The sequence below is a fragment of the Kribbella sp. CA-247076 genome (assembly GCF_050942445.1).
Classification (GTDB): domain Bacteria; phylum Actinomycetota; class Actinomycetes; order Propionibacteriales; family Kribbellaceae; genus Kribbella.
Genome location: NZ_CP192051.1, coordinates 796,415 through 822,102 on the forward strand (window position 1 = coordinate 796,415; position 25,688 = coordinate 822,102).

The 25,688-nt window shown below is 69.7% G+C and carries 13 protein-coding genes; 8 read left to right on the plus strand and 5 right to left on the minus strand.

Annotated elements, in window-relative coordinates:
* The first annotated feature begins 28 nt into the window (after positions 1–28).
* Entirely contained in the window at positions 29–349 is a 321-nt protein-coding gene (locus ACQPYZ_RS03815) for a hypothetical protein (RefSeq protein ID WP_433165240.1), read from the plus strand.
* 32 nt (positions 350–381) lie between these two features.
* Positions 382–687 carry a hypothetical protein gene (locus ACQPYZ_RS03820; protein WP_433165242.1) on the plus strand — a complete coding sequence of 102 codons (306 nt, stop codon included), beginning with the start codon at positions 382–384 and terminating at the stop codon, positions 685–687.
* A gap of 63 nt (positions 688–750) precedes the next feature.
* On the opposite strand, the gene mycP is transcribed toward ACQPYZ_RS03820, so the two are convergent.
* Positions 751–2,052 (minus strand): type VII secretion-associated serine protease mycosin, encoded by a 1,302-nt coding sequence (gene mycP, locus ACQPYZ_RS03825; protein ID WP_433165244.1) that lies wholly within the window; start codon positions 2,050–2,052, stop codon positions 751–753.
* Between the two features lie 119 nt (positions 2,053–2,171).
* Here mycP and ACQPYZ_RS03830 point away from each other — a divergent pair, with 119 nt between their 5' ends.
* The 4 genes from ACQPYZ_RS03830 to ACQPYZ_RS03845 are packed head-to-tail and all read left to right on the plus strand — an operon-like array spanning position 2,172 to position 18,050.
* Complete coding sequence (locus tag ACQPYZ_RS03830; RefSeq protein WP_433165246.1) at positions 2,172–2,546, plus strand: YbaB/EbfC family nucleoid-associated protein; 375 nt, start codon at positions 2,172–2,174, stop codon at positions 2,544–2,546.
* Positions 2,543–2,896: a hypothetical protein gene (locus ACQPYZ_RS03835; RefSeq protein WP_433165248.1), complete on the plus strand. Its 354-nt coding sequence runs from the start codon at positions 2,543–2,545 to the stop codon at positions 2,894–2,896. Before ACQPYZ_RS03830 ends, ACQPYZ_RS03835 begins: the two co-directional genes overlap by 4 nt.
* A 17-nt stretch (positions 2,897–2,913) precedes the next feature.
* Entirely contained in the window at positions 2,914–17,526 is a 14,613-nt protein-coding gene (locus tag ACQPYZ_RS03840) for a hypothetical protein (RefSeq protein WP_433165250.1), read from the plus strand.
* 11 nt (positions 17,527–17,537) lie between these two features.
* Positions 17,538–18,050, plus strand: coding sequence for a hypothetical protein (locus tag ACQPYZ_RS03845; protein ID WP_433165252.1), 513 nt, complete (start codon positions 17,538–17,540; stop codon positions 18,048–18,050).
* Here the strand turns inward: ACQPYZ_RS03845 and ACQPYZ_RS03850 are convergent.
* Positions 18,026–20,626 (minus strand): GNAT family N-acetyltransferase, encoded by a 2,601-nt coding sequence (locus tag ACQPYZ_RS03850; RefSeq protein WP_433165254.1) that lies wholly within the window; start codon positions 20,624–20,626, stop codon positions 18,026–18,028. The two genes, ACQPYZ_RS03845 and ACQPYZ_RS03850, sit on opposite strands and share 25 nt — an antisense overlap.
* A gap of 100 nt (positions 20,627–20,726) precedes the next feature.
* On the opposite strand from ACQPYZ_RS03850, the gene ACQPYZ_RS03855 reads away from it, so the two are divergent.
* Both ACQPYZ_RS03855 and ACQPYZ_RS03860 read left to right on the plus strand, forming a co-directional pair.
* Positions 20,727–21,434 carry a siderophore-interacting protein gene (locus ACQPYZ_RS03855; protein WP_433165256.1) on the plus strand — a complete coding sequence of 236 codons (708 nt, stop codon included), beginning with the start codon at positions 20,727–20,729 and terminating at the stop codon, positions 21,432–21,434.
* Positions 21,431–21,898, plus strand: coding sequence for a GNAT family N-acetyltransferase (locus ACQPYZ_RS03860; protein ID WP_433165257.1), 468 nt, complete (start codon positions 21,431–21,433; stop codon positions 21,896–21,898). The genes ACQPYZ_RS03855 and ACQPYZ_RS03860 overlap by 4 nt, the downstream gene beginning before the upstream one ends.
* Here the strand turns inward: ACQPYZ_RS03860 and ACQPYZ_RS03865 are convergent.
* The 3 genes from ACQPYZ_RS03865 to ACQPYZ_RS03875 form a co-directional block, all read right to left on the minus strand.
* Positions 21,890–23,200, minus strand: a complete 1,311-nt coding sequence (locus tag ACQPYZ_RS03865; RefSeq protein ID WP_433165260.1) for a PIN-like domain-containing protein — start codon at positions 23,198–23,200, stop codon at positions 21,890–21,892. The two genes, ACQPYZ_RS03860 and ACQPYZ_RS03865, sit on opposite strands and share 9 nt — an antisense overlap.
* 160 nt (positions 23,201–23,360) lie before the next feature.
* Positions 23,361–24,857, minus strand: a complete 1,497-nt coding sequence (locus tag ACQPYZ_RS03870) for an alpha-N-arabinofuranosidase (protein WP_433165262.1) — start codon at positions 24,855–24,857, stop codon at positions 23,361–23,363.
* 30 nt (positions 24,858–24,887) lie between these two features.
* Positions 24,888–25,688, minus strand: coding sequence for a carbohydrate ABC transporter permease (locus ACQPYZ_RS03875; RefSeq protein ID WP_433165263.1), 801 nt, complete (start codon positions 25,686–25,688; stop codon positions 24,888–24,890).

Below are 25,688 nucleotides of genomic sequence, written 5' to 3' on the forward strand. Positions count from 1 at the left end.
GACACGTCCACACAGGAAGGAGACAGTGATGTCCGGGATGTTCATCCAGGGTCTCACCGACCCGATGGCACACCACGCCAACCAGATCTCGATGTACTCCGACGGGGTCGGCGAGAAGATCGGCCGGTCCGAGGCGAACACCGCGGATCTGTCGACCGCGTCGTTCCGCGGCGAGGCGTCGGTCACGAACCAGCAGGGCCACGAGAACTGGCGACAGGCGGCAGTGCTGAAGGGTCAGCACCAGGCGGCGATGCAGGCCGACGGTACGGCGCAGATCAGCAACCACTACGGACAGCTGAGCACGAACAACGTCCACTCGCTGACCTCCGTCAGCATGCCGACGGCCTGATCGGCACTCACCTCACCGAAAGGATCGCAGCGATGGCTGAAATCTTCCAGCAGTTCGGCGGCATGATGGATGCCGCACACAACTACAAGGGCATCGGTCAGACGTACATCACCGATGCCGCCGATCACCAGAGTCTCGCCGGCGCGATGCAGCCCCAGGGCGCCTGGTGCAGCTCGGACTTCGACGAGTACTTCATGAACGTCCAGAAGATGGTCAACGAGGCCCACGCGCACGGGACCGACCTGACCAACCGCGGCACCGTCGTCGACCAGTGCGCGGCCGACGGGCAGGCGACGCTCGCCACCACCACCAGCATCGCGTCCAGCCTGCGCGTCTGACCGCCGCGGGAGCACCGAGAGCCCCAGCCGCTCCGGCTGGGGCTCTTCCTGCGGTTGGTGCCGCTATTCGTGGTCCGCGGCAACGACTCGACGAGAGCCGGTGAACAGGAACTCCGGCGGGAGGTCGCGTTCCGCCGGCCGCGGGCGGGCGATCGCCGTACGGCCGGCGGCCCACCGGCGGCGGTGCCCGGCGATGATCAGCCAGCCGACCAGGATGACCGTTGTCATCCCGGCCGCTGCCAGCATCGCCGCGGTGCGAGCTTCAAGGCCGCGAGCGTCCCACCAGGCTGCGGTGGCCAGCTGCTGCTCGTCGGGTGGAGGCACAACCATCGCGGGCAGGTCCTGGGCCGCCGCGGCCAGCCCTTCGGTCACCGCGCGGTAGGGGTCGACGATGCCCGCGCCGTACTCGAGGCTGCTGCGTCCACCCCGTGCAGGAGTGGCGGTGGCGATCATCCGTTGCGCGACCTCGGCGGCCGTCAGCTTGGGCCAGGCGGCTCGGACGAGTGCGGCCGTACCGGCGACGAAGGGAGCGGCGAAGCTGGTTCCGTCCTGGTAGGCGTGGCCGGCAACCCGCGTCGTGGTGAGAACTGAGGCGCCGGGGGCGACGAGGTCGACGTACGAACCGATCTGGGAGGCCTGCACCCGCGCGCCGGTGTTGTCGATCGCCCCGACGCCGATCACGCCAGGGTACGACGCCGGGTAGGATGGGCGCCGTTCGCCGGCGGTCCCCTGCCGGTTGCCGGCCGCCGCGACCACGACAACGTCCTTTCTCACGGCGTACGCGACCGCTTGCCGGACCGGGGTCTGGTCCTGGTCGCCGGCCACCGACAGGTTGATCACCCGCGCGCCTGCGTCGACGGCGTACCGGATGCCCTTGGCCAGGAGGTTCGGGTCGATCAGCTCGGTGTTCCCGGTGTTGTCGGTCTCGCGTTCGCTGATCCGCACCGGCAGGATGCGAGCTCCGGGAGCGACCCCCTGGAAGCCGACGCCCGGCTTCGCATCCGCGCCGACGATGCCTGCGACACCGGTGCCGTGTGAGGCGCAGTCGTAGTTGCCGGGCAGCGTGCCGACCAGGTAGAAGTCGCGGCCGCGCAGCACCTTGCCGACGCGGCGCAGTTGCGGATGGTCGGCGTCGACGCCGGAGTCGACGACCGCGACCGTGACCCCGCTGCCGGTACTGAACGGCCAGGCGCGTTGCGGCATCAACAGTTGCTGGGCCCACGGCAGGCGGCGCTCGACCGGATGGGCCGGCTCGGCGTTCCGGCAGGCTCCCTTCGGTGGCGCCGCCACCGCGGGCTGCATCGCTGCCGGCCCGAGCAGGACGGTGGCGGCCACCAGGACGGCGGCGAAACTTCGCGTCTTCACGCCACGAGAGTCGGGCAGCTTGCCGTCACGTGACGAGGCGTGGCCGGAAGAGGTCAAGGCGGTCCGGGGAGGTTTTCGGCGCCCGAGACTGTCGTCGTCCCACCGAGCGAGGAGGCGTAATGAATCTCCGGGCAGGCAGCGACACCGGTGACCAGGCCCAGGTCGGGCGGCTCGCGGAGCTCGAGCGGGAGACGCACCGGATCCGTGACTCGGTCGCCGGTACGACGGGCTCCGCCGAATCCCCGGACGGTCTGGTCGAGGCGACCGTCGGGGTGTACGGCGAACTCGTCGAGCTGATCCTCGATCCGCGGGTCTTCCGCACCCCGGACGCCGATGCGCTGGCCGAGCAGATCCGTTCCGTCGTCAACGAGGCGCGGGCGGCGGCGCAGGACGGCGTACGGCGTGATCTGGCCAAATACCTGGCTGCCGACGCGGACGGACCGGCGGGTCTGGCGTTCCAGCCGTTCACCCGGTTGTTAGGAGGCGGGCGATGAGCGCCGGTTCCGGGCCGATCGACTTCGGTGGCACCGGTCACATCAACATGTTCCCGGCCGAGACCGACGAGGTCATGAGTCGGCTCTCCGTGGCCGGCAAGCCGATCGCGGACGCGTGGGCGAAGGCGAAGCCGGCGCTGGACGCGGACGAACAGGTGGTGGGTACCGGGCTCGACGACCTGAGCGCGGGCTTCCGCCGGCGGTACAACACCATGCGGCCGCCGCTGGAGAGGACCGCCTCCGAGGCCGGCGCGAACTTCCACGCGATGGGGGCCAACGGCCACAAGATCGTCAAGCAGTATGTGGATCTCGACCAGCAGCAGGCCGAGAGGTTGCGCAGGCTCCAGTGATTCCGGAGCCGAGCTGTGTGTTGTGGGAATGGTTGCAGAAGTTCTCCGACACCTACATCTGGCCGCGGGTCGACGAGGACGCCGCGATGCGGATGGGCGACAACTGGAACAATGTCAAGCTCGGCATGGTGGCTTCGACCGACCTGGCGAACGCGGCCAACGCACAGCTCCCCGCGGTCTGGAAGGACGCCACCGGCGGCATCTTTCACGGCAACATCCACGACGCCCTGAACGACGACGGGTACGGCTCCACCGTCGAGTCGTTCAACCAGATGGCACAGATGTGCTGGGACCTGGGCCGGACGGTCGGACAGGTCAAGAACCAGATCTACTCCGAGCTGATCGTGAACGCGATCTTCTTCGCCGCGACCTTCGCGATGCCGCCGGGCATCGGCGACTTCTTCCGCTGGCGGTTGGTGGCGAACCTGGCGACCAAGTTCTCCACCCTGATCCGTGGTGCGGCCGGCCTGCTCGAGCAGGCCGCTCCGCTGACGCTGCCGAGATCCATCGGCAGGCTCGCTGCCGAGGCTGCCTGGGAAGGACTCGAGGAGGTCGGCACCGACCTGATCGCCCAGAACCTCGACCGGCAGCGCGGTTTCCGGCCCGAGGGCATCGACTGGAAACAGGTCGGGGTCAGCGGGGGCGCCGGCATCCTCGGGATGCCGGTAAGCCGCGGCCTGAACCCCGTCGGCCGGCTCGGATCGGCGCCGGCGGGGCGGATCGCGGACGCCTTCCGGCTGGGCGACCGGGGCAAGACCGTCCTGCAGCAGACCGGTAGCGCGTTCGTGGTCAACGGGGTGTCGTCGCCGATCACCAGCACCGCGGCACAGTCAATTGCTGACGGCAACTTCTGGGAGACGCTGGCGAACCCGGGCGCCTACGCCCATGCGATCGTCACCGGCGGCCTGACCGCCGGTGTCCTCGGCTCCTCCCGGATCGCCGCTGTGCACGCCGGTGACTATCTGGGTCAGCAGTGGTCCAGCACTGTTCGCGAGATCCGCGGGATGCCGCCGTACATCCCACCCGCCGGTCCCGACGGACCGCCCGCCTCTCCCGCCACCAACCCGGCCGCCCCTACTCCAGCCACCCAGAATCCGGCTGGCCAGAGTCCGGCTGGCCCAAATCCAGTCGGTTCGAATCCGGCTGGTTCGAATCCGGCTGGTTCGAATCCGGCGACGACTCCCGCCGGCTCGAGTTCCCCGGCGACGAACCCGGCGGCCTCGAACCAGGGCGGCCCCGGCTCGGACTCCGGCAGCTCGACCGGCTCCGGCCGGCCCGGGACAGGGTCTGGCGGCCTGTCCGGCTCGCAGGCCTCCGGTACGTCGTCGGATACGTCGGCATCCCACCCGGCAAGCCAACGCACAGCATCCGCCGACGACGCAACCGAGCACCAGCGCCAACCGGGCCACCCGAGCGACGACGCCTCCCAGGACGAGCAGCAAGACACGGCAGCGGACTCCCCAGGCCGAAGCACGGATCCGTCGGACCCCTCCACGCAGTCCGACCCGGATGCGATCACGTCAACCGACCCGACCGCCCCTACGCCGACCGATCCGACGGCCTCGACAGACTCGACCGAGGTGACGAACCCCTCCGGCCCCACCGAGCCAGGCACCGCCGAGCACCAGATCGAACAGGAACAGACGACCGGCTCCGGAGCGCACCCGACGACCGCCGATCTCACACCCGGCAGCACCACCGTCGGCGCAGCCGCCCAGCCAGCGGCCGGCGCAGCTGCCCAGCCAACAGCCGGCCAGCCGGCCGCCGTTGAGTCAGCCGCCGGCCGGCCGACGGCCGCTCCACCCGACGCGGCAGCTCGCCCCACGACTCAGGCCCCGGCCAACGCCAAGCCCGCCAAGCGGGCAGAAGCGGAAGCCGCAACCGACGAAACCGAGGTGGACGCGAACCGGGCGAAGTTGCTGGCCCGCGGTGCGGAATTCGCCAAGCTCGAGACGACCGACTTCGTTCCGGTCGTCGACGGCTTCCATGGCCCGGACTCGATCGTTCCCCCCGGAGCCATTCCCAACAGCAGGCCCGCAGGTCCCAACGGTCCGCTCGTAGGTGCCGCCGTACAAGTAGCACCGACGGCACTCCCGCAGGCGGCCAACGCGGCCGCCCCACCGCCGAACCGCCAGGACGCAGGCTCGTCCGGCCCTGCCCACACCCTGTCGTCGCGGGCCTCCGAACCCACGACGCCCGAGTCCCGAACCGGACCGATCGACAACGACCCACCTGTCCCGACCGGCCCGCCAGGGGCACCTGATCCGACCGGTGAGCCGGAGCCGGAGCCGCAGGTGGTCGTGAGCGCGGCCGCGATCGCCGCGGCCGGTGGTTCGGTGCACTTGGCTGCGCAGCAGGAACTGGTGGCGCGGATGAACGACCGCGGTCCCGACGGTGAGCTCACCGAGGCGGCGGAGCGGCTCCGGTCGGAGTTCTACCGCACGGGCGCGGGGAAGAAGCGGGCAACCGGTGTGCTGGCTCGCCGGCCGCTCGACGCCGAGACCCCGGCGACCGGGCGGACCTTCGTCGCTGAGGTGGGGTCGGCACGGGTCAGCGTTCCACTGCCCTGGGTCAGCCAGGACAAGTCCGCGGTTCTGACCCTCGTCGCCGTCCACGAGGGCGAGAAGGTCAGGACGACGAAGGTCGGGTTCGACGATCCCGTCCTCCACATGACCGACGCGACGATGATTCACCTGCAGCAGGTCGTGAACGCCTGGAGCCGCTCCTTCGGCAAGCCCGAGGTCCCGATGCCCACGGCGGAGCACGGTGCGGAACAGGCCGGATCGGTGCCGGAGGCGGGCCGTGGCCACGTCGGTGAGGAGTTCGCCCGGCCGTTCGACCGCTGGCTGGCCGCGCGTCATCCCGGCGACCGGATCTTCCGGGTCTCTCTGCAGTTGGACGGCGCGGGCAGCTTCGACCAGGTCTATGTTCGGCTCGATGCCGACGGAGCTGTCACCGGGTTCGCGATCGTCGAGGCGAAGAACCCGAACGCCGACCTGAACACGCGCCTCGGAGTCGACGGCGAGACCCGTTACGCCCAAGGACATCGCGAGTACGTCAGGTCCATCCTCCAGGCGATGACGGTCCTCGACCGGAACGAGCGAGTCGCCGTCCTCGACGCGATGGACCCGGTCGAGGTCACGCTGTCCGCGGACGAGTACGCCGATGCCCAGGCGACGTACCACGCCGCGCAGCGGGCTCGGGCGGTGGACACTGCCCAGGTGCGGTACGCCGAGGCGGCCGCGGAGGCGGTCAGACAGGAACGCACGAGGCAGGCGCGCTCCGCGATCAAGGCCGCGACGGAGGCGGCGCGAGCGGCCGGCGCCGACAGGTTGGCGGCGAGGCGGGCCGGCGAGCAGGCGCTGGACCGGCAGTTCCCGACGTGGAAGACAGAGCGTGCGGCCGCGTTTCAGGCCGCGTTCGCCGACTTCGCGGCCGGTGAGCCGGCGCGGGTTGCCGCTGCCGAGGCCGCCGCACTCAAGGCCCAGGCCGACGCGGCGGCCGCTGCGGCCGGAGCGGACCCGTCCGACGCCGGCGCGGCCGAGGCCGCGATCAATGCCCGGGCCGAGGCCGAAGCGGCGGAGGAGCGGGCGCGGAGTGTCGCCGCGGACGTCGCCTTCGCGGCCGACCCCGAGGCGGCGTACCAGGCCGAGTACGAGGCGGCCTACCGCGCTGCCCGTCAGCGGTACGTGGCCGGTGGAGGACTGCCGCCCTGGATGGTGCCGGCCCGTCCGCTCACCAACCCCGAGATCAGCTCGAGCTTCGACCTCGCCGAGGCGATGGGCCGATTCCTCGACGACGGCACGCTCGAGTACTTCACGGTTCGGGCCGAGGTTGACGGCTCGACCGGGCTGGACCGGCCGAAGGGCATCGAGATCACGGAGTACTCGATGGGCGTCGACCCGGGCGGCAACGAATCCGGTCCGTCGACGCTCCCGCCGCCGCCTCCCGACCCCTCCGACCCACCGCCGCCACCGGCCGGCCCACCGGAGCACGGAGCGGCTCAGGGCGAACAGACTGGTACGGCGGAGGTCGCCACGACCACGCGGTCGTTCGCCGGGAACGAGGTCACGCGACCGCCGGGTGAACTCACGGTCGGGCAGTCGGTGGTCGTGGAGTTGCGATCGGTCCTCCCCGAACTGGATCCGGCAGTCGCCCAGCAGGTGGCGGAGGCGGCGGCACGCGAGGGGAAACCCTTGCGGGACGGGCGACTCGTCGGCGGGAGGTTCTTCGGGGACGCCGCTCTCGGGGCACTCGGCGTCCCGGTGGACGCGGCAGCGTTCGCCGTCCTCGAGAACCGGCTGGCGGAGCTCGTCCGCACGGGCCACCAGGCGACCCTGACCATCACCCGTGTCGCCCGGCCTGGGAGCGATTCCTCGCCGTACCGCTTCACCGTCGAGGTCCGCGCCGGACAACAGATCCTCGCGATCCACACCAGCCCGCATCTCGCTGAGCTCGCCGGCCGGCTGAACGGCGGGGAGCAGAGCCCGCCAGGGCGGCAGGCCTGGTTCCTGCCGGGATGGTTGTTGGTCAACCTCGAGCTTCCGCAGGTCATCCACCGCCCGGATGTCCTGGCGGCCGCGGGCATTCACGAGGTCGACGGCGGCCACGGTGAGTACCGGGTGACCAATCGCCACGGGACGTACCGGCTGTTCGTCCGGGTCCGGCCGTTGCCCGTCGAGATCACCCACGAGACCGTCTCCGTGCCGGGCGCGTCGCCGGTCGCCTGGGTGACGGTGTCCGATCAGGTGGCGACGACCGAACTGCCACGGATGATGGCCAGAATCCTCGCCCAGACGGCGGCCGCCACACTGGACCCGTCGCCCGCGCAGCTGGCCGAAGCCGCCGACAAGCCGGTGTTCACACCGGGCAGCGATCCCTGGGCCGACCCTCGGCTGGAGGACACCGACCACGGCGACGTTGCCGAGGTCAACCAACTCGCCGCCGAGTACCGGGATGCGGAGCTGGCGAGATCCTGGATCCGGCGGCGCGCCGCCGGCCGGGCGATGGCCGACCTGTTCGTCCGGATGGGCCTGACCAAGGAGCAACCGGACGCGGACCTGAGGCGGACCCTGGCGCCGGGAACCGTGCGCGACCTCGCGAGCCGGATCGAGCACCGGCGCTCGCTGACGGACAACCGGTTGACGAGACGCGCCTACCTCGTCCGCGCCGTGTGGACGTCGACCTGGTCGTCGGTGCTGGTCGGCGCCGCCGCGTGGACCGTGACGGGCGATCCGTTGCTGGCCCTCGGGATGTCGCTGCCGACCGCCGCGTTCGGCCTGGCCGGTGCACCGATGGAGCACTGGCTGGACGGGCACAAGAGTGCGCACAAGAAGCCCGCGTACGGCGCCGATCAGGCGCGGAGAGAGCAGACGTACCCCGGCCTGCGTGGTGCCGTCGACGGGCGGCGGCCGGTTCGCGAGCCGATCGGCAAGGTTCCCAGGACGACCGGTCGGCCACGGTACGCGGTTCGCTACGGCGTACCGCTGGCTGCAGCGACGCTGACGGCGGCCTCGCTGTGGGTGGCCGGCGTGCCTGCCTTCTCGACCCTGTGGGTGCTGGGCGCGACCGCGACCGTGCGAACAATCACCGAACGGTGGATCGACGCGAAGAAGCGTGACCAGCGCCGGGCCCGGGTCGACAGCAACGTCCTGACCGAGCTGTCGAATCCCGGCTCCGCACAGAACCAGCTGATCCGGGTTCTTCGGGAGCAGCAGGAGCGGCTGGACACGTTGCGTTCGACGCTCGGCCTGCCGGCCGCCACCACAGGCCGGATCACCACTCCGCGCACACCGGCCAGACACGAGATCCGGTCACCGGGCACGCCGCCGTACCGGGTCCATCTCGGCCAGCAGGTCTTCGACAACGATGCCGCGGCGTCCGCGCGCTCCCTGAATCCGCGGCTCGCCCCGAACGACTTCGATCCGACCGAGGTGGCCAGGCAACTGAGCGCGATGACGGAGGCCATCATCGCTCCGTTCGGCCCGGCGGCCGGTGGCGCCCTGCTGGGTTCGCTCGGCGACAAGCTCTTCATGAGCGTGGAGGAGCGCCTCCACGACCTGCAGAAGAACTGGGACTACGCGCACCGCGAGGCGATCCGTGGGCAGGCGCTGATCGACGCCATGGCACAACCTCTGGACCTGCTGCACGAGACGCTTCAGGACCTTGCTCGCCTGGCCGGTGCCGACCGGCCCGCTCCTGACCTGACCGACCGGACAGCCGATCGGCGGACTCTGCTGACGCCGCCCGAAGCGGCGCAGAGTTCCCGGCCGTACCGCGGGGTGTCCGTCTGGCTCTACGAGTTCCAGGTGTTCCTGGCCGCGGCGGGTACGGCGGGATCGGTGCTCGCGCTCGATGCGGTCCTCGGCCTCAATCCGCTGACGGTGTGGACGACCGTGGCGGCCGCGTTCGGTGCGTTCAGTACGTCGCCGGTGGCCCGGATGCTGTTCCGCCGGGCAGAGCTGGAGCGAAAGGACGCGAACGCCCGGGCGCTGAACAAGCAGGGCGTGGATCGGCCCCAGCTGACCGAACAGGTTGCGATCGGCAAATATCTCGTCGCGCAGTTGCTGGACCAGATCGATCAGATCCGGCAAGACCTGCGAACGGCCGGCGAGTCGCAGGTCGTGGTGTCACCGGCTGACGCCGACTACACCGACCGGGTGCGCGCCGCCGTCGAGCTCGCTCACCGGGACGAGGTCGTGGCCGGACCCGACGCGACCGTCGACGACCTCGAGGTGCGGCGACGCCGGCTGGCGGCCTTGACGTCGATCGACCGGATCGCAGCCGACGTGGACCGAGCTGACGCGACAGATCCGCGCGGCCCCGGGGCGGCGCGGCAGCGGGAACGACTCGCGGACGCGGTCAGCCGCTACGAGTCGGTCGCCGCCGTGGACGGTGCGACCAAGCCGTTTCCGGAGCTGGCGTCGGTATCCCCGGCTCGTGGCCGGCGCGTCACCGGGGGGCCGACCGACCAGATCCGGGCCGGAGCGGCGCGCGCACTCGGCCGGATGCTCGGTGAGCCGGGCGACAAGCCCTTGCTGGTCGAGCGGCTGGCGGCACTGGAAGCGATCGTCGCCGCCGCGGAGGCGCTGGACGTGCACGCGGAGTACGGAAGCACCCAGGTGGGGACCGAGGACTCGTACGCGTTCCTCTTCGAGCAGCTGACCACGCGGATCACGAAGTACAACGATCTGCTGGATCAGGCGAACATCATCGGCGGCTTCCCGCTGCCGGCGATCAGTCCGTCCGCACCACCGGCTGCCGTCGTGCACGCACCCGAGATTCGCCGTACCGGATTCGTCGCCGACGGGCGCACCGGCGTCGTGCTGACCGAGGCGGAGGCCCTTGCCGCAGTACGCGAGAGCAGGGTCGCCGACTTCGGCGGACTCGTCTCCGCGGACCCGGTGACAGTCACGGTCGCCGAAGGCCGTCACGGCGAGACCGAGCTCGTCATCGTGACCACCCCCACTGGCCGTCACCATTTCCGGGTGCAGATCGGAAGCATCCAGGAAGGCAGGATGGCTGCCACGCAGCTGCGGGCCGGAACGACGCGAGAGCCACACCTCGTCACCTTCCCGCCCGGAATCGCCGCCGATCAGCTCACCCGCGTCTGGGTGCACGAGATCAGTCACACGCTGCAAGAGCTCAACAGCCGGCGGGGCGGTCCGCTCCAACGGCTCCGACCCCGGCTCACCGGACCCGGCCACGATGCCTGCGTGGATGCCCAGCTCAACGAGTTCCGCTACCTCCTCCGTCAGCTGTCCCTCGCCGAGGCGCACGGCGAGCGCACCAGGCGGGACAGGCTGCGCGAAGACCTCGAAGGCCTGGCTGACGCGATCCGCCTGCGGGGCCGGACGCCGCCGGCACTGCCCTGGCACGCGCCGCCGACCGGCACGTCCGGATCGGATCCGAGGACGGCGATCACCACCCAGGTGCAAATGTTGACCGAGGCAACGGATCGGCTCCAGGCTCTGATTGATGCCAGGAACGCGAAGGCCGTCGAGGCCGATGTGGCGGGGCGGGAGGCTGAGGAGAAGGCTGCCAATTCCCGAGACGCCAGGGACGACGCCAGGCATGCGCGACGACTCGCGGCTCTGGCAGAGGTCAGGAAGCAGGCCGACCTGGCGGCCTGGAATCGTCAGCTCATTGCCGGCTACCAGCGGGCCTTGGCCGAGGCGGCAACCGCTCGGGACGGCTACACGCAACTGCTTGCCGACGTGGATTCGAGCACACCGGACCACGTGGCGGCCGAACTGAGCCGGCTTGCCGCCGGCGTCGCGGCGTACGAGCAATCCCTGAAGGCGCTGGCGCCGGCCGGTGTGCTGGCGGGCATGAAGCCGACCGGCAGCTTGCCGCATCTGGCCGCCTTGGCCGAGCGGATCAACGCCGCACTGGAGGAGCACGGCATCGACGAGCGCTTCAGCACCCGACGTCTGCAGCAGCGTCTGAACGCGGAGTTCGCAGGCCTCGGCACCTCCGAAGGTCTCGTCGTGCGCGTCGGTCGCCAGAAGACCGCGGACCTGCGGATCAGGCTGTCGGTCGAGGCGCTGACCGAGGTCGTCGACCCGCCGGCCAAGCACTCCGAGACCATCGACGGTCTCTTCCCGCAACCGGCTCGGCGGCTCGGCACCATGTCCACCGGACGTCTCGGTACGGCGTTCACGCTGCCGGCCAACGCCCTGCTCAGACAGGTCGCTGACGTCACCGGACACGGCTGGTTGGCCGATGTCACGGTCAAGCGAGCGTGGAACGTCGGCCGGAGCCGCGCGCTCACAGCGAATGCGGCCGAGTTCGCGAACTACGGCGCGGTCGAGGACATGCGTGGCGAGGGAGTCCTGTTCAGTGGGAAGGCCTCCTGGCAGATCGATGTCCGCACCGACCGGGCCACCGGCTGGAGCGAGGCGGACAAGATTGTGAGCGGCAACCAGCAGGACTCCGGCGAGCTCCATGCCTGGGTGTCGCATGCCTATACGGTCGGGGCCTCCGGCGAGCGGGTACAGCGGCCTGATCTGCGGACCGGCCGGTTGCCGGACCACGTGCTGACCTCGATCGATGGGCTGGAGAAGCTCACCGACGACGTGATCGCGACGAACGGGGAGAGGCTCGACCGGTTGGGCCGGGATCGCCGGCTGGTCGAGGATCAGATTCACGCCGTGCTGACCAAGGACCTGCCGGGCCGGCTCGCCGAGTCCACCGGCCACGCGATCGTGCGGCCGCTGATGGCCGGCGGACAGCCGATCGGCCATCTGGAAGTGGCGACCGAGATCCAGTACGAGGCGGTCGAGCTGGTCGGCACCTCGACCACCACCCACTGGCAGGAGTCCGTCCGTATCGGTTTCAGCAACGCAGCGGTGGTGCAGAACTTCGGCGCCGGCAGGGCGGAGTCGACCACACTCGGCTACGGCGGAGACCAGTTGACGGACCTCGACGACTCCGGAACGGACGCCGGTCCGTCCGTGTCCGCCGGCCGGTCCTTGTCGCGGGCCGAGTCGCTTTCGGGCGGCGGGACGGCGATCCATGTCGGCGTCCACCGGTTCACCGGGCCGACGCAGGGCTACCGAATGGTGCTGCAGCACACCGTGAAGGTGGTCCTCGACGGCGCGGCAGTACAGACCACCTCTGGCGAGAGCGAAATCCTTGCGCGTGTACGGGTGAACGACGCATACCGTCACGGCCTGCCGGTGCCCAGGTCGGAGGTGCTTGACGCCGGCAAAGCGGTCGTACGCGGCGACGTTCAGCCCACTGCCGCGGTGCCGGGGCGACGGCTGGCGCTGCCAGGCTGGTCGGTCGACGGGAACGGCCGCCTCCGAGCCGCCGGACCTTGGAACATCCAGGGCGTCACCGGCCGGGAGCAGGCACTGCGGGAGACCATCGCCCGGTTGGCTGAGCAGGGCTTCGTGCCGCCGCTGGACTCGAACGGCAACCCCGACCTGACCGAGCTGTCACCGGATCCGGTCGAGCGGCTCGGCCAGCTGCTCAATCTCGAAGAGCTGCGGGCGCAGTTCTCGGCGGAGCGGCTCGAGGCCGGCTACGACATCGCAGCACGCGGTGGGATCGTGGTCACCCTCACTCGCCCGCGGACGGGCCGGCAGACCGAGACAATCAGTCTCCGAATCGGTGTGGACCAGGGCAAGCCCGTCCCGGTCGGCGTGACGGACGACGAGGTCGTGGTGCTACTGAACATCGGCTCGGAAACGGCCGGGAGAGCCGGCGTCCGGTCCAAGGCGAAGCCATGGCGGGTCGATCCGTTCGCTCTGCGGTCCGGCGCTGTTCCGGACGACCAAGAGAGCATCGGGCTGTCGTACGGACGTCAGGCTCTCGGCCGTTCGCTGGCCTGGTTCACCGGCGGCACGATCAACGGAGTAACTCTCGTCGAGAGCACGTCCCCGGTCGCCGTCTTCACCGTCCCGATAACGCTCACCGTCACCGCGCTCACCCCGAGCGGACCGGAGTTGGTCCACGAAGGTACAGAGTCCGCCCGCCTGCTGATCGACTCCGACTTCCTGGAGTACGCCGATCCGACGGTGACCGTCCAGTTGTCGTCGGCACCGGGAACGGAACCGCTGCCGGATCAGGTGCTCGACCGGGCGACCCTGCTCGCACTCGGGGAGACAGACTTCGACGCCGCCGTACCTTCGGCGATCATGGCGGAGCCGACCGCCTGGCAGCAGCTGTCCGCGTTCCTCAACCCACGCAATCTGCTCGCCCATCCGGAGTGGGCGCGAGCGACGTACCGAACCACCCTGCTGGTGTCTGGCCCGGGTGGGATCGCGCGGAAGGTTCCGCTGGCCTTGACCGGGCGCATCCGGGATGCCGTGCTGGTCTCGGTCACCGAAGGCGTCGTGGGTGACATCAACTTCGCTCTCGGCAATCACGGGACGGCGTCCGGTCGATCGGCCGGCGGCAGCGTGGAGGGGTACGCCGGTGCGAAAGAGGACTCGGTCGGCGGCCGCGTCAAGGCGAGTCTGGGCAGGAACGCGGCCGACAGCCACCTCGGCCAGACCATCTGGGGTGTCGAGCGCCTGACCATCGAGACCGGCCGGCAGTACGTCTTCACGGCCACTGCCGAGCTCGACCTCGCCGTCGGCAACGACGGCCCGGCGAGGAGCGAGTCGGCCGCGGTGTTCCAGGTCCCTGAACGCGATGCCCTGGGGTTCTACGCGACGAACGAGCTCAGGCTGCCCTTGTACCAGGTCGCCGACGCGGTCGAGCGCCTGCTGCACGGAGATTTGTCGCTCGATCGCCGGACCGCGGCGGGCGTGATCAGGCGGTACCGTGCCGACGCGGCGGCCGCGGCCGCCGCCGGGGTCCCGATCCCGAGCCTCGCGTCCGCGCACACCGCGCAAGACCTGGTCGCGTGGTTGCCACCAGGCCCTGCCCGGATGCAGACCTCCGCGGAGGAACGGCTGGAGGCCGCCCTCGTGTCGACGGAGTCCGTGCGGAACATCGATCTCCCGGCCCACTACCAGGAGCACCTGGGCTCGAGCCTGGTGGAGAGCGTCGACCTCACCTCCGCCCGGATCGAGGACGAGGCCGGTGGCAACTCGCACCGCGGAGAAGGCATCCGCGTGCTCTCCGAAGTTCATGACGTCCTGCGGCGGCAACTCGGAACCGACCCCGAGCAGGATCCGGTGCTCGCCGCGAGCCTGTTCGCGGATCTGGCCGGCAAGCGATGGTGGGGCCGGCTCGAGGACATGCTCGGGCCGACCGGGTTCGTCCGCAGCTATCCGGTCGGGCGGCCGGGGGACCTCACCGCCCGGCAGGTGTCGGTACGGATCCATGCCGAATTCACCGGCCTGCCGGACGATCTGGGGGAGGTCAAGGATCTCGTCAGCATCATCCAGCGCTACCTCTACGAGGAACGCAGCCGTACTGTCGGCCGCGGCCGGTCCAGCGGTCTGGGTCTCGACGGGACGCCCGGCGCGGGCAGTCCGGCGGACGGCAACCCGGACACCGGATTCGACCCCGGACGGTCCGGCTCGGTCGGTACGGATCGCGCCGAGGGTACGTCGACCACCGAGGCCGAGCAGCTCACCCGGCTGGAACGCATGGCCACCTTCGACGGCCTCACCCGGATCGCCCGGAACCTCCGCCTGACGGTTCACGTCGGTGTCGACTCCGCGGCGCCGACTCGCGGCCTCGTGGCCCGTGGACTCGCTCCGGAAGGCAGCGTGGTCGAAGCACCCGCACGGATCATCGAAGGCACGCTGGTGCAGCTGATCCCGACAGACGTGATCCGCTCGGCCGCGGCACCCTCAGGTACGGCAAGTCAACCGGCAGCCACCGGTCAGGCCGCCGTTCCGGAAGCCGCCGTACCGGAAGCCGGGCCGGCTCTGGAGCTGCCGGCGACGTACACCGTGGAAGGGACCGGGCAGGGGCGGTTCCGGCGGCCGGACCTCCTGAGCGTCGTCGAGGCGGAGCTCGCCAGGAACGAGTTCCTCGGCCCGGTCGGCGTCCGGATGCACCACGCCACGTTGCAGAACAGGCTGTCGGCGTCAGCACGCAACGCGACCTTCAGCCGGATGGCCTCGGACGGCGGCTTCCGCCTCGACCCGCTCCAGGTCGCCGGCCACCGGCAACAGAACGTGCACGTCGGGGTGACGGCACGGGTGTCCGTGCTCGAGGTGGTCGCCGGACCGTTCGAGGGCGAACTCGGCGACATCAACCGCAGTCAGCACACGGTCTCGACCGGCACGACATCCGGACGACTGCTGCCGGTCGTCGGCTCCGAGACACTCACGGCTGCCGACGATATCGGCGGCACTGTCGACGTCGGCGAGCAACTGACCGACACGACGACGGACGTCCGAGGTTCGCGTCGCGAGCGAACCCGATCCGAGAAGGGCAGCTTGGTGACCGTGCGGGTGCGTGTCGACTACGACCTGGACCTCACCCGGACTCGGATCCGGCAGGACGGCAGCGAGCGTGTCGTCAAGCACCACGTCGTACCGGGCGCGACCACCGGCGAGGCCTTCCTGACCATGCACGAGCACGAATACCTGGTCCTGCTCGCGCAGGAACGTGGGATCGTACGGTCGCCGCAGATCCCTGGTACCCGCTACGTCGCCGACGGGCGGGAACCTGACCGGACTCCGTTCACCCGTGAGCAGGCCCTGGAACAGGCCCTGTACACCACGACGCTCGACTACGGCGGACTCCTCACCGAAGCGCCCGCGCTGTCCGCCGATGGTCGGCACCTCGTCGTCACCCAAGGCGACGTCGAGCAGCACTTCCGGGTCGAGATCGGGGATGCCGACCGTGGGATGGCCTTCACCGAGCTGCACGCGGGCACCGAGGCGGACCCGCACGTTGTCACGTTCGCCGCCGGGATGGCGAGCCACCAGCTGGCCAGGGTGTGGGTGCACGAGATCAGCCACACCCTGCAGGAGCTGGCCGCCGAAGGCGTAGCCGGACTCCGGCAGCTCACCGGCGCCTTGACCACGAACGGCGAGAACGCTTGCGTGGATGCCCAGTACAACGAGTTCCGCTTCCTCGTCCGGCTCTGGTACGAAGCGGTCGCCAGCGGCTGGGGATCGGTGCACGATGTCAAGCGCGACGCCGAGGGGCTCGCCCGAGCGATGGAGGGGCGGGGATACCCGCCGCCGGCGATCCCCTGGCTGACAGGTGAAGAGATCGATGCGCTCTACGACGTCCGAGCGGATCAGGTGACGGCGCGAGATCCCCTGCCACCTGACGGGCGTCGTCCGCGAGCCTTCCTGCTCTACGGGCCACCCGGTGCGGATCTGCGGACCACGCGGGAGCGGCTGTTCGCCGCCTCGAGGCCGGAGGACCTGGCGTCGTACCGGAGCGAGGACGACTTCGCGGCACACCCGCGGTTCGAAGCGATCATGCGCGAGTGGGGCGTCAACGCCACCGCGCTGATCGCCCAGGCCCTCCCGCCTGACCTGGCGTCCACCTGCCTGGAGCAGGTCATCGAGGGAGATCCCGGGTACGACGTCGTCGTCAGCGATCCGGTCGGTCTCCTGCCGGAGACGCTGGCCCGGCTGAGGATCCTCGAAGACCACGACTGCCGCGTCAGTGTCGTCTGCGTCGTGACCAACGGCGCGGACAGCTTGCTCGCCACGGCTGATGAATACCAGCACGCGCGGGACACCGGCGAGCGTGGCGGCCTCTGGTTCGGGACCGAGTTGCACGACCTCGTGGCAGCCGAACTGCCGAACACGCTGCTCGCGCTGCAGGCCGGCGAGTACCCGGTGGACGACCTCTACCTCGTGACCTCCGACGGTCACGTGCTGTACGAGAACCATCAGGACGGCGACGGCCACTGGGAGCACGACGCTGCGGTGTCCGAGGCGTATGTCGCCGAGCGCGATCGGCCGCCGACGCCGCTGGAGCGGGCGCGGGCCGAGGCGATCGCGGAATGGCTCCTTCACGGCCGGGAGGGCCTGGCACCGCTGGAGCGTGAAGTGGAGGAGACTGTGGCGACCGCGGTCGGTCGGGAGCGCAACCGCCCGGAGCCACAACCCCGCGGCGGCCAGTTCGGCGACGAGGACGACGAGGAAGACCTCGAAAACCGACTGCACGGCAACGGTGATCCCCGAGACCGGGACTACCGGAACGAACGGCGTCACCGACCGGATGACGACGACTTGGCATTCTCTGACGAATGAAAGGGGCGATAATGTTGCCGGTAGCAAGGACTCGGGACGAGGCGCGGCTGTACCTGGATCTCACCCCGTGTGCGTGTGGGTTCGTCGCGGTGGACTGGCGGCATGCGACGAGACTGGTCGACGGCGAGCTGGCCAGCTGCTACGACACGACCTGCCCCGGCTGCGATGCCGTCCGTGAGTATTCGTTCGGCTTGCCACCGAGGGAGAGCGGGGGCGACTACCCCAACTTCGGTGGTGCCGAGCCGTCGCAACTGCTCGACGCCGGGCGCTGGCTTGCGCTGGCCGACCAGCTCGCGAGCCGGCTCCCACCCGACGACCCCGCGACGAGGGCCGAGGCCTTGTCCGTCGCAGCCGCGGCGGTTGCCGAGGTGATCAAGTTCGTTCCGCCCGGTGAGGAAGTCGTGCCGGTGGAGGCGTTCTGGAGTGCGGAAGGGCGGCGGGTGTACGACGCGGAGCCGGGGCGGTTTCGGCGGGGGCGGTTGGAGGTTGTGCTCGAGACCTACCGGGCGGCGGCGGCCAGGTAGTGGGCTCGGGTGAGGAAGGCGAGTTGGGCGTCCTTGACGGTGCCGTCGGGGAGGGTGATCTTGACCTCGGGGCCGGGGGTGAAGCCCTGGCGGTGGAAGCGGTCGATGGCGCGGTCGTTGCGGACGTCGGGGTCGACGACGACGCGGGGGTGGCCGAGGTGGGCGAAGACGAACCCGCCGAGGACGGCGAGCAGGTTGCCGGTGAAGTTCGGGCGGGCTTCGCCGGGGGCGATCAGGAAGTGCAGGCCGAGGTCGCCGGCCTGGACGTCGTACGCCGCTCCGACCGGATCGGCCTGCGGGTCGTAGGTCTGCAGCAGCGCCATAGGTACGTCGTCCAGGTACACCAGGTACACGTGGTGCGTCGGCACCGAGTCGAGGAAGCGGTAGATGCCGGCGATCTCGTCCCGGGACAGGTGGCCCATGCCCCAGAACTGGGCCCGCTCGGCCGCCACCCAGGTGTGGATCAGGTCCAGGTCGCGGTCCGGGTGGGCCTCGACGATCCGCACCGCGCCGAACCCGTCGATCACCTGCTCGAACGACGTCTCGACTCGGTGGAGCTCGCCGAGGACCGGGGCGAGCCGGCCGCGGAGCCAGAGCGGAAGCTGGTCATGGTGATGCGGATCGCCGAGGACGCCGGACGCACCGAGCGGAACGGACCAGCCGCTGGCCGCACGATCGGCCAGGTCGAACGCGTACCGCGCCGCCGACCCGCGGATGCACACGTCGGTGAGGCCGGGCAGGCTCGACGTCGACATCACGCAGTGGTGGTCGCCGGACAGCCCGAGGTCGATCGGCTCCTCGCCGGGCGCGAACACCGGGAATCGCAGCTCGTGCAGCGGTGACAGTTGGTGGGTCTCACCCCACGGCGGCCGCGGCTTGCGCGCGGCGACTTCCTCGAGCGCCTCGCGTGCCAGCCAACTCAGGTTGACCTCGGGGAGGAGGTCGGTGGCGAGCAGATTCTCCAGCGCATACGACACGTGCGTCAGCGTGTCGACCCAGGGCAGGAACAGCTCGGGACACCCGGCATCGCCTTCCAGTACGCCGAAGTGGTCGACCAGCCGGGACACCAAGGCCTTCCGTACGGCGGCGAACGACGACGCGGTCGTGCTCGCGGCGTCCATGTGCCGGTCCCAGCCGAGCAGTTCGGTGCGCAGGGCAAGGGCTTCCGGCGAGAGCTCGACCAGGCCTTCGAGCAGGCCAAGGACGCTCCCGGCCGAACCCAGGAAGGTGTCCGTGTGGATCGACGGCATGTCCTCGACCGACCAGTCCGACCGCTCGGCCAGGAGCTCGCGGATCCGGCGGGAGCGGTGCGGTGCGGCGAACTCGACCCCGAGCGGCGCGGCCAGCTCCCGGGCGTTCGCCATGACCGCCGGACCGTCGACAGTTGCCCGAGGCATTGACTCGTGCCAGCCCTGCCACTGGTGACCCGGCTCCCATGCGGGTACGACGCGCAGCCGGTTGACGTGGTCGCGGGTCGGCACCAGGCCGGCGGTCCGGTGCAGCAGGCCACCGGACGTGTCGGCGGCGAGGACCACGTTGACCGGCTCCACCCAGTCCTCCAGGGCGGAGTCGAGGTCGGCGACGGTGGTTGCCTGGAGCAACCGAGGCATCACCTCGAAGCCGAGCCGTCCGGTCACGCGGGGCGGGTAGCGGAGGCTGACGGTCTGCTCGGCATTGTCGATGATCACCGGACCGCGCTCGGTCTCGATCACCTCGATCTCGATCGGGTCCGCGCCGGCCACCTCGACGACCTCGGTGTGCCGGGTCGCTGGTTTCCAGCCGTCCGGACCGAGTGCCTCGACCGTCGACCCGGTCCGCCGGAGTTGTTCGGCGTACAGGTCCTGATAGTCGGACATCGCGTTGGTGATCGCCCAGGCGACCGTTCCGGTGTGGCCGAAGTGCGCGATTCCCGGGACGCCCGGCACGGCGAGGCCGAGGACGTCGTACTCGGGGCAGGTCAGCTGGATCTGCTGGTAGACGCCCGGGCTCTCGATGTACCGGTGCGGGTCGCCGGCGATGATCGCCTGGCCCGTCGCCGTGTGCGAGCCGGGGATCAGCCAGCCGTTGCTGCCCGCGGTGTGCGGTCCTTCGGACGAGAACAGGTCGATCGCCTCGTCGCCGAGGTGCCGGGCGACGTGGGTCCGCCACAGCTTGGTCGGGAAGCCGGCGAACAGGATGTGGATCGACAGCCAGACTCCGAGCGGTGCCCACGGCTCCCACTCCTGCGGCGTCAGCCCGGTCTGCGCGAACTCGGGCGCGCGGAGGGCGCCGATCGGCATCGCGTGGTTGACGCCGGCGACGTAGGCCTCGATCCACTCGCGGGTGTCGTCGTCGAGCGACTCGAAGCACCGCCGAGCGGTGTCCGCGAGCCGGGCCTGCCGGGCGAACATGTCCCACGGCACGGCCTCCGGGCCGAGGAACTCGGCGCACGTGCCAAGGAACCGGCGGCGGTGGAGCTCCACCTGCCAGGCACGGTCCTGGGCGGCGTTCCGGCCCTGCAGGTAGGCCAGCGCCAACGGGTCTCCGGCATTCAGGTGCGGTACGCCGTACGCGTCCCGGAAGACCCGAGCGTTCACTGCAGTCCTCGCTTCAGTTAGGTTAGGCTGAGCTAACTTACAAGGCAACAAAGTGTGGCCGCAACGGCCATTCTCTGGTCTCGACGCCGGTGGAGGAAACGTGAGGCATGGCTGGGAAGGCGTGGTGCTCAAGCTGCTCCGCGGGAAGGACTTCACCTTCACCGTGACGGGTGCCGAACAGGTCACCGAGCGCTATCGCCGGGTCCACTTCACCGACGGCGGGCTGCTCGCGGCCACGGGCGTTCACCCGACGATGTGGGTGCGGCTGTGGTTCGACAACGCGGGCAAGCCGCACCAGCGGGCGTACACGCTGGTCGACCCGGACCCCGGGGCGGGCACCTTCAGCCTCGAGTTCGCGCTGCACGACGGGTGCGCGAGCGACTGGTCCGGCAAGGCGCAGCCCGGCGACACCATCGAGGCGACCGTGCAGGGGACCGGCTTCGAGGTGCCGGACCCGCTGCCCGAGCGGATGCTGGTGATCGGCGATCCGGCCTCGCTGCCGGCGATCAACTCGCTGCTCGCGGTCGCGCCCAAGGTGCCGGCGACGATCTGGTTCGAGACCACTCATGCGACCGACCGCGACCTGCCGTTCCGGATCGAGGACCATCACGACCTGCGGACCGTGCCCCGCCCGGAGCTGGTCGAGGGCGTGCAGGCGGAGCTGCCGAAACTCATCGACGACCCGGCCGCCGCGTACGTCTGGATCGCCTGCGACACCGTGACGACCCGGACGCTCACGGCGTACGTGCAGAAGGACCTCGCCGTACCGAAGGACCGGGTGAAGGCGCTGGGATACTGGCGGCCGTGATCGAGACCCTGGACGTCACCGACCGCACGCTCGCCGAACGACTGCTGCAGATCCAGCATCGCGCGTACGCCGTCGAGGCCGAGCTGATCGGGTTCGACGGCATCCCGCCGCTCCAGGAGGATCTCGACGCCCTGATGGCCTCGACCGAGCACTGGCTCGGCCGGTACGACGGCAGCGCGCTGGTCGGCGCGGTCGCGTACGGGTTGCCCGACGACGACACCGTCGACATCACCCGGTTGATCGTCGATCCCGCGCACGCCCGCCGTGGCCACGGACGGGCGCTGCTGGACCACCTCGACCAGCTCGAGCCGCGACGGACGAGCCTGGTGTCCACCGGAACGGCGAACACCCCGGCGGTCACTCTCTACACGTCCCGTGGCTACCACGAGGTCACGCGCATCGAGATCGCGCCGGGGGTCACCGTCACGCAGTTCAGCCGGCTCAGACTAGGAGCATCAGGCTGAGCGCTGTGGTGCTACAAGGAATCTTGCGACCTCGTCCGGTACGCGGAAGCCATCGACCCAACCGAATCCGCGGGTCATCTCGTCATAGACAGGACTTAGTGCGTCAGAGGCGTCCTCTGGGAGCTCTCCTGAATCACGAAGAGCTTGAACTACTCGGTTGACGGGGCGTGTGAAGCCTTTCAGTTGGCGATCAGGCTCGTACTCACCGAGCCGGTAGACCTCGTCACGATCGATGTATCCGCCTTGCTGTGCAGCGGCTCGGATGGTCGCCTCTTGTACCGGGGCGGTCCCCACCAGGCGATGCATCATCGTCTCAACTGCGTGCGCGGTCCATCCGGTGCCCTGAGCATCAGAGGTCGAGGAAGCGCGCTCGGGCAGGGTGGTACGCTCGACGTTCTTCACGGCCTCCGGCTCGACCGCGACGGAGAGTGCGTCGGCCAGGCCGAGCAATTGCTCGGGGCGCAGCATATAGAGCTGAGTTCCGCATCTGTCGGCAAGCTCCCGACACAGTTCGATGCGCGGTCCCCGTGGACTATTGCTCTCGTAGCGCCACCAGTCGCGTTTCACGTCGCCTGTCACGAACACAACCGCCAGTTGCCGTCTCTCCGCCTCGCTAAGGAGTTGCTCCCAGACGAGGTAGTCGCCGGTGGCATCCTCTGGCGTTCGCCCCGTCTTCTTGGCATCCGCGAATCCGGGAGGCTCCCCGGCTTCGACTCTGCGCTTGCCTTCTTTGATAGCGGCATTGCGCTTCTCGGTGGTCATCGGAGCCCCGATGCGTCCGCGCAATGCCGGCTCAAGTAGAGCGACCACCGGGTCGTAGTGCGTACTTCGTGCTCGGTTTACGTCATCTTCGTCAATCAGACCGTCCAGCAAACCCTGCGCGGACTCGAATGCTTCCGTCAGTCGCGCCTCGACAGGTGCGGCGGTCTCGGCGCTCAGCGCAGCCTTGTTAACCCATGCGCGTATCAATTCGCAAGCCTGGTCGCGATGCCTGCGGAGATCCTCGGAACTCTGTCGGACCTCACTGATCGGACTCGTCAGTGCACGCTCGCGATTGCGCCAGAACTCTTCGACGACCTGGTGCGGGATCCAAAGCCGGTCGCCAATCGCGGTCATCACCTCGGCGATTGACTGGCGTGTTTCATCTCTATATCTGTACAGATTGAGTAAAACGTTCGTGTCGAAGACGACTAGTGCATTCTTAAGAGCTTCCCGTAGCTCTTGATCTTGCCTGCTGAGGTACCCTTCGAACCCATCAAAAATCGTTCCACCAACCGCAACTTCTGTGTAATTCCGCCCCATTCGCTGCAGCCTACTCACGTCGTCGCTCGGGGTCTACAGTTCAAGCGCGTCCTACTTCCCGCTGCTGTCGCAGTCCATCCCGGGCCACTAGCTGCCTCGGATTCTCCGGGAGTCCACGCAAGCGGGCCTGTGGGGCCAGGCTCCCACAGGCCCGCCTTCATCAGCCGGTCAGGCTGACTGCGGCCCAGCTGACCGCCGGGAGGGAGACGGTCAGCCGGCCGTCGACCAGTTTGGCGTCGGCTGCCTGCGGGGTGACGCGGTCGGGGTGGTCGGCGGAGTTCGTCGCCAGCCCGTCCGCGTCGTGGATGCTCAAGGCCTCGGCAATGGTGTGCACGCCGGCACGGCCGACGTCCACGGTCACCTCGATCGGCCCCTCGGTCGAGCGGTTGACCAGGAACACGGCCAGCGTGCCGTCGTCGTACGTCGCCACCGCGTCGACCGCGGTGATGTCGCCGTACTTGGCGGTGCTGACGGTCGGCGAGTCGGTCTCCACCCGCAGCACCTGACCGGCCGCGAGCCGGGAGGTGATCGCGAACGGGTGGAACGTCGGCTGCCGCCAGGCCGGGCCGCCGCGTTCCGTCATGATCGGCGCGATTACGTTCGCCAGCTGGGCCAGGCAGGCGACGCCGACCCGGTCGCTGTGGCGGAGCAGCGAGATCAGCAGGTTGCCGACGACAACGGCGTCGGTGACGTTGTACTCGTCCTCGATCCGCCGCGGCGCGACCGCCCAGCCGTCGCTGTCCTCGTCGGTCCGGCGCGACCGCTCGCCGTACCAGACGTTCCACTCGTCGAACGAGATGTCGATCTTCTTCGAGCTCTTCCGCTCGGCGCCCACCGCGTCCGCGGTCGCGGTGACGGCGTCGATGAAGCGATCCATGTTGACCGCCGACCCCAGGAACGAGGCGGTGTCGCCGTCGTCGTTCCCGTAGTACGCATGGCAGGAGATGTAGTCGACGAAGTCGTACGTCTCCCGTAGGACGGTCTGCTCCCAGCTCCCGAAGGTCGGCATCCGGGACGACGACGAGCCGCACGCGACCAGCTCCAGGCCGGGCTCGATCATCCGCATCGCCCGCGCGGTCTCGGCCGCCACCCGGCCGTACTCCGCGGCCGTCTTGTGACCGATCTGCCAGGGCCCGTCCAGCTCGTTGCCCAGGCACCACAGTGTGATCCCGTACGGCGACGCGCCGTGCTGCTCGCGGAGGTCGGACAACGCCGTACCGCCGGGGTGGTTCGCGTACTCCTGCAGGTCGAGCGCCTCCTGGACCCCGCGGGTGCCGAGGTTGATCGCCATCATCGGCTCGACCCCGGCCTTGGCGCACCAGCGGGCGAACTCGTCCAGGCCGAACTCGTTCGTCTCGACGCTGTGCCAGGCCAGGTCGAGCCGGCGCGGACGCTCCGGCCGCGGACCGACGCCGTCCTCCCAGCGGTAGCCGGAGACGAAGTTGCCGCCGGGGTAGCGGACCACCGACACGCCGAGCTCGCGGGTCAGCTCGAGGACGTCCTTGCGGAAGCCGTCCTCGTCGGCGGTCGCGTGACCCGGCTCGTAGATACCGGTGTAGACACACCGACCCATGTGTTCGACGAACGTGCCGAAGGTCCGGCGGTTCACCGGCGCGACCGTGAACGCGGGGTCGAGGGTGATGGTGGCAGAAGGCACCAGGTTGCTCCTGTCGTGGTGGTTGGTGATCTATCCCTTGATGCCCGCGTCGCCGACACCCCGGACCATGTGCCGCTGGAACAGGGCGAAGACGACGAGCAACGGGAGTCCGCCCAGCACGGCCGAGGCCATGATCTGGGCGTAGCGCAGGCCGTACGAGCCCTGCACGTTGGCCAGGCCGACCGGGATCGTCATCATCGACGGGTCGGTGGTCACGATGAACGGCCAGAGGAAGTTGTTCCAGGCGCCGATGAAGGTGAAGATGCCGACCGCGACCAGGATCGGCCGGGACATCGGCACCATCACGCTCCAGACGATCCGCCACCGGGTCGCGCCGTCCACCCGGGCGGCGTCCTCGTAGTCGCGGGAGATGCCGTCGAAGAACTTCTTCAGCACGAACACCATCACCGGCGCGACCACCTGCGGCAGCACGATGCCCCAGTAGGTGTCGACCAGGCCGAGCCCGGTCATCTCCTGGAACAACGGCACGATCAGTACCTGCGGCGGCACCAGGATGCCCGCGATCATCAGCGCGAAAAGGGCCCGCCGGCCGGGGAACTCGGTTCGGGAGAAGCCGTACGCCGCCAGCACCGAGACCAGCAGGGTCACCGCGGTCACCAGCACCGCGACGATCGTGCTGTTGAAGAACCAGCGCAGCAGGTCACCCTGCTCGATCACGCCCTGGTAGGCCGCCGTGGTCGGTGCCTCTGGCAACCAAGTGATCGGTGTCCGGGTGGTCTCCGGTTCCGGTTTCAGTGACGTGTCCAGGGCCCACAGCAACGGCACCAGCCAGATCACGGCCAGGATCACCGCGCCGACGACGCTCGCCAC

What these genes read in the sequence shown, in the direction of transcription:
- ACQPYZ_RS03815 (WP_433165240.1), top strand. Translation starts at nt 29, where the DNA reads ATGTCCGGGATGTTCATCCAGGGTCTCACCGACCCGATGGCACACCAC.
- ACQPYZ_RS03820 (WP_433165242.1), top strand. Translation starts at nt 382, where the DNA reads ATGGCTGAAATCTTCCAGCAGTTCGGCGGCATGATGGATGCCGCACAC.
- ACQPYZ_RS03830 (WP_433165246.1), top strand. Translation starts at nt 2,172, where the DNA reads ATGAATCTCCGGGCAGGCAGCGACACCGGTGACCAGGCCCAGGTCGGG.
- ACQPYZ_RS03835 (WP_433165248.1), top strand. Translation starts at nt 2,543, where the DNA reads ATGAGCGCCGGTTCCGGGCCGATCGACTTCGGTGGCACCGGTCACATC.
- ACQPYZ_RS03845 (WP_433165252.1), top strand. Translation starts at nt 17,538, where the DNA reads ATGTTGCCGGTAGCAAGGACTCGGGACGAGGCGCGGCTGTACCTGGAT.
- ACQPYZ_RS03865 (WP_433165260.1), bottom strand. Translation starts at nt 23,200, where the DNA reads ATGGGGCGGAATTACACAGAAGTTGCGGTTGGTGGAACGATTTTTGAT.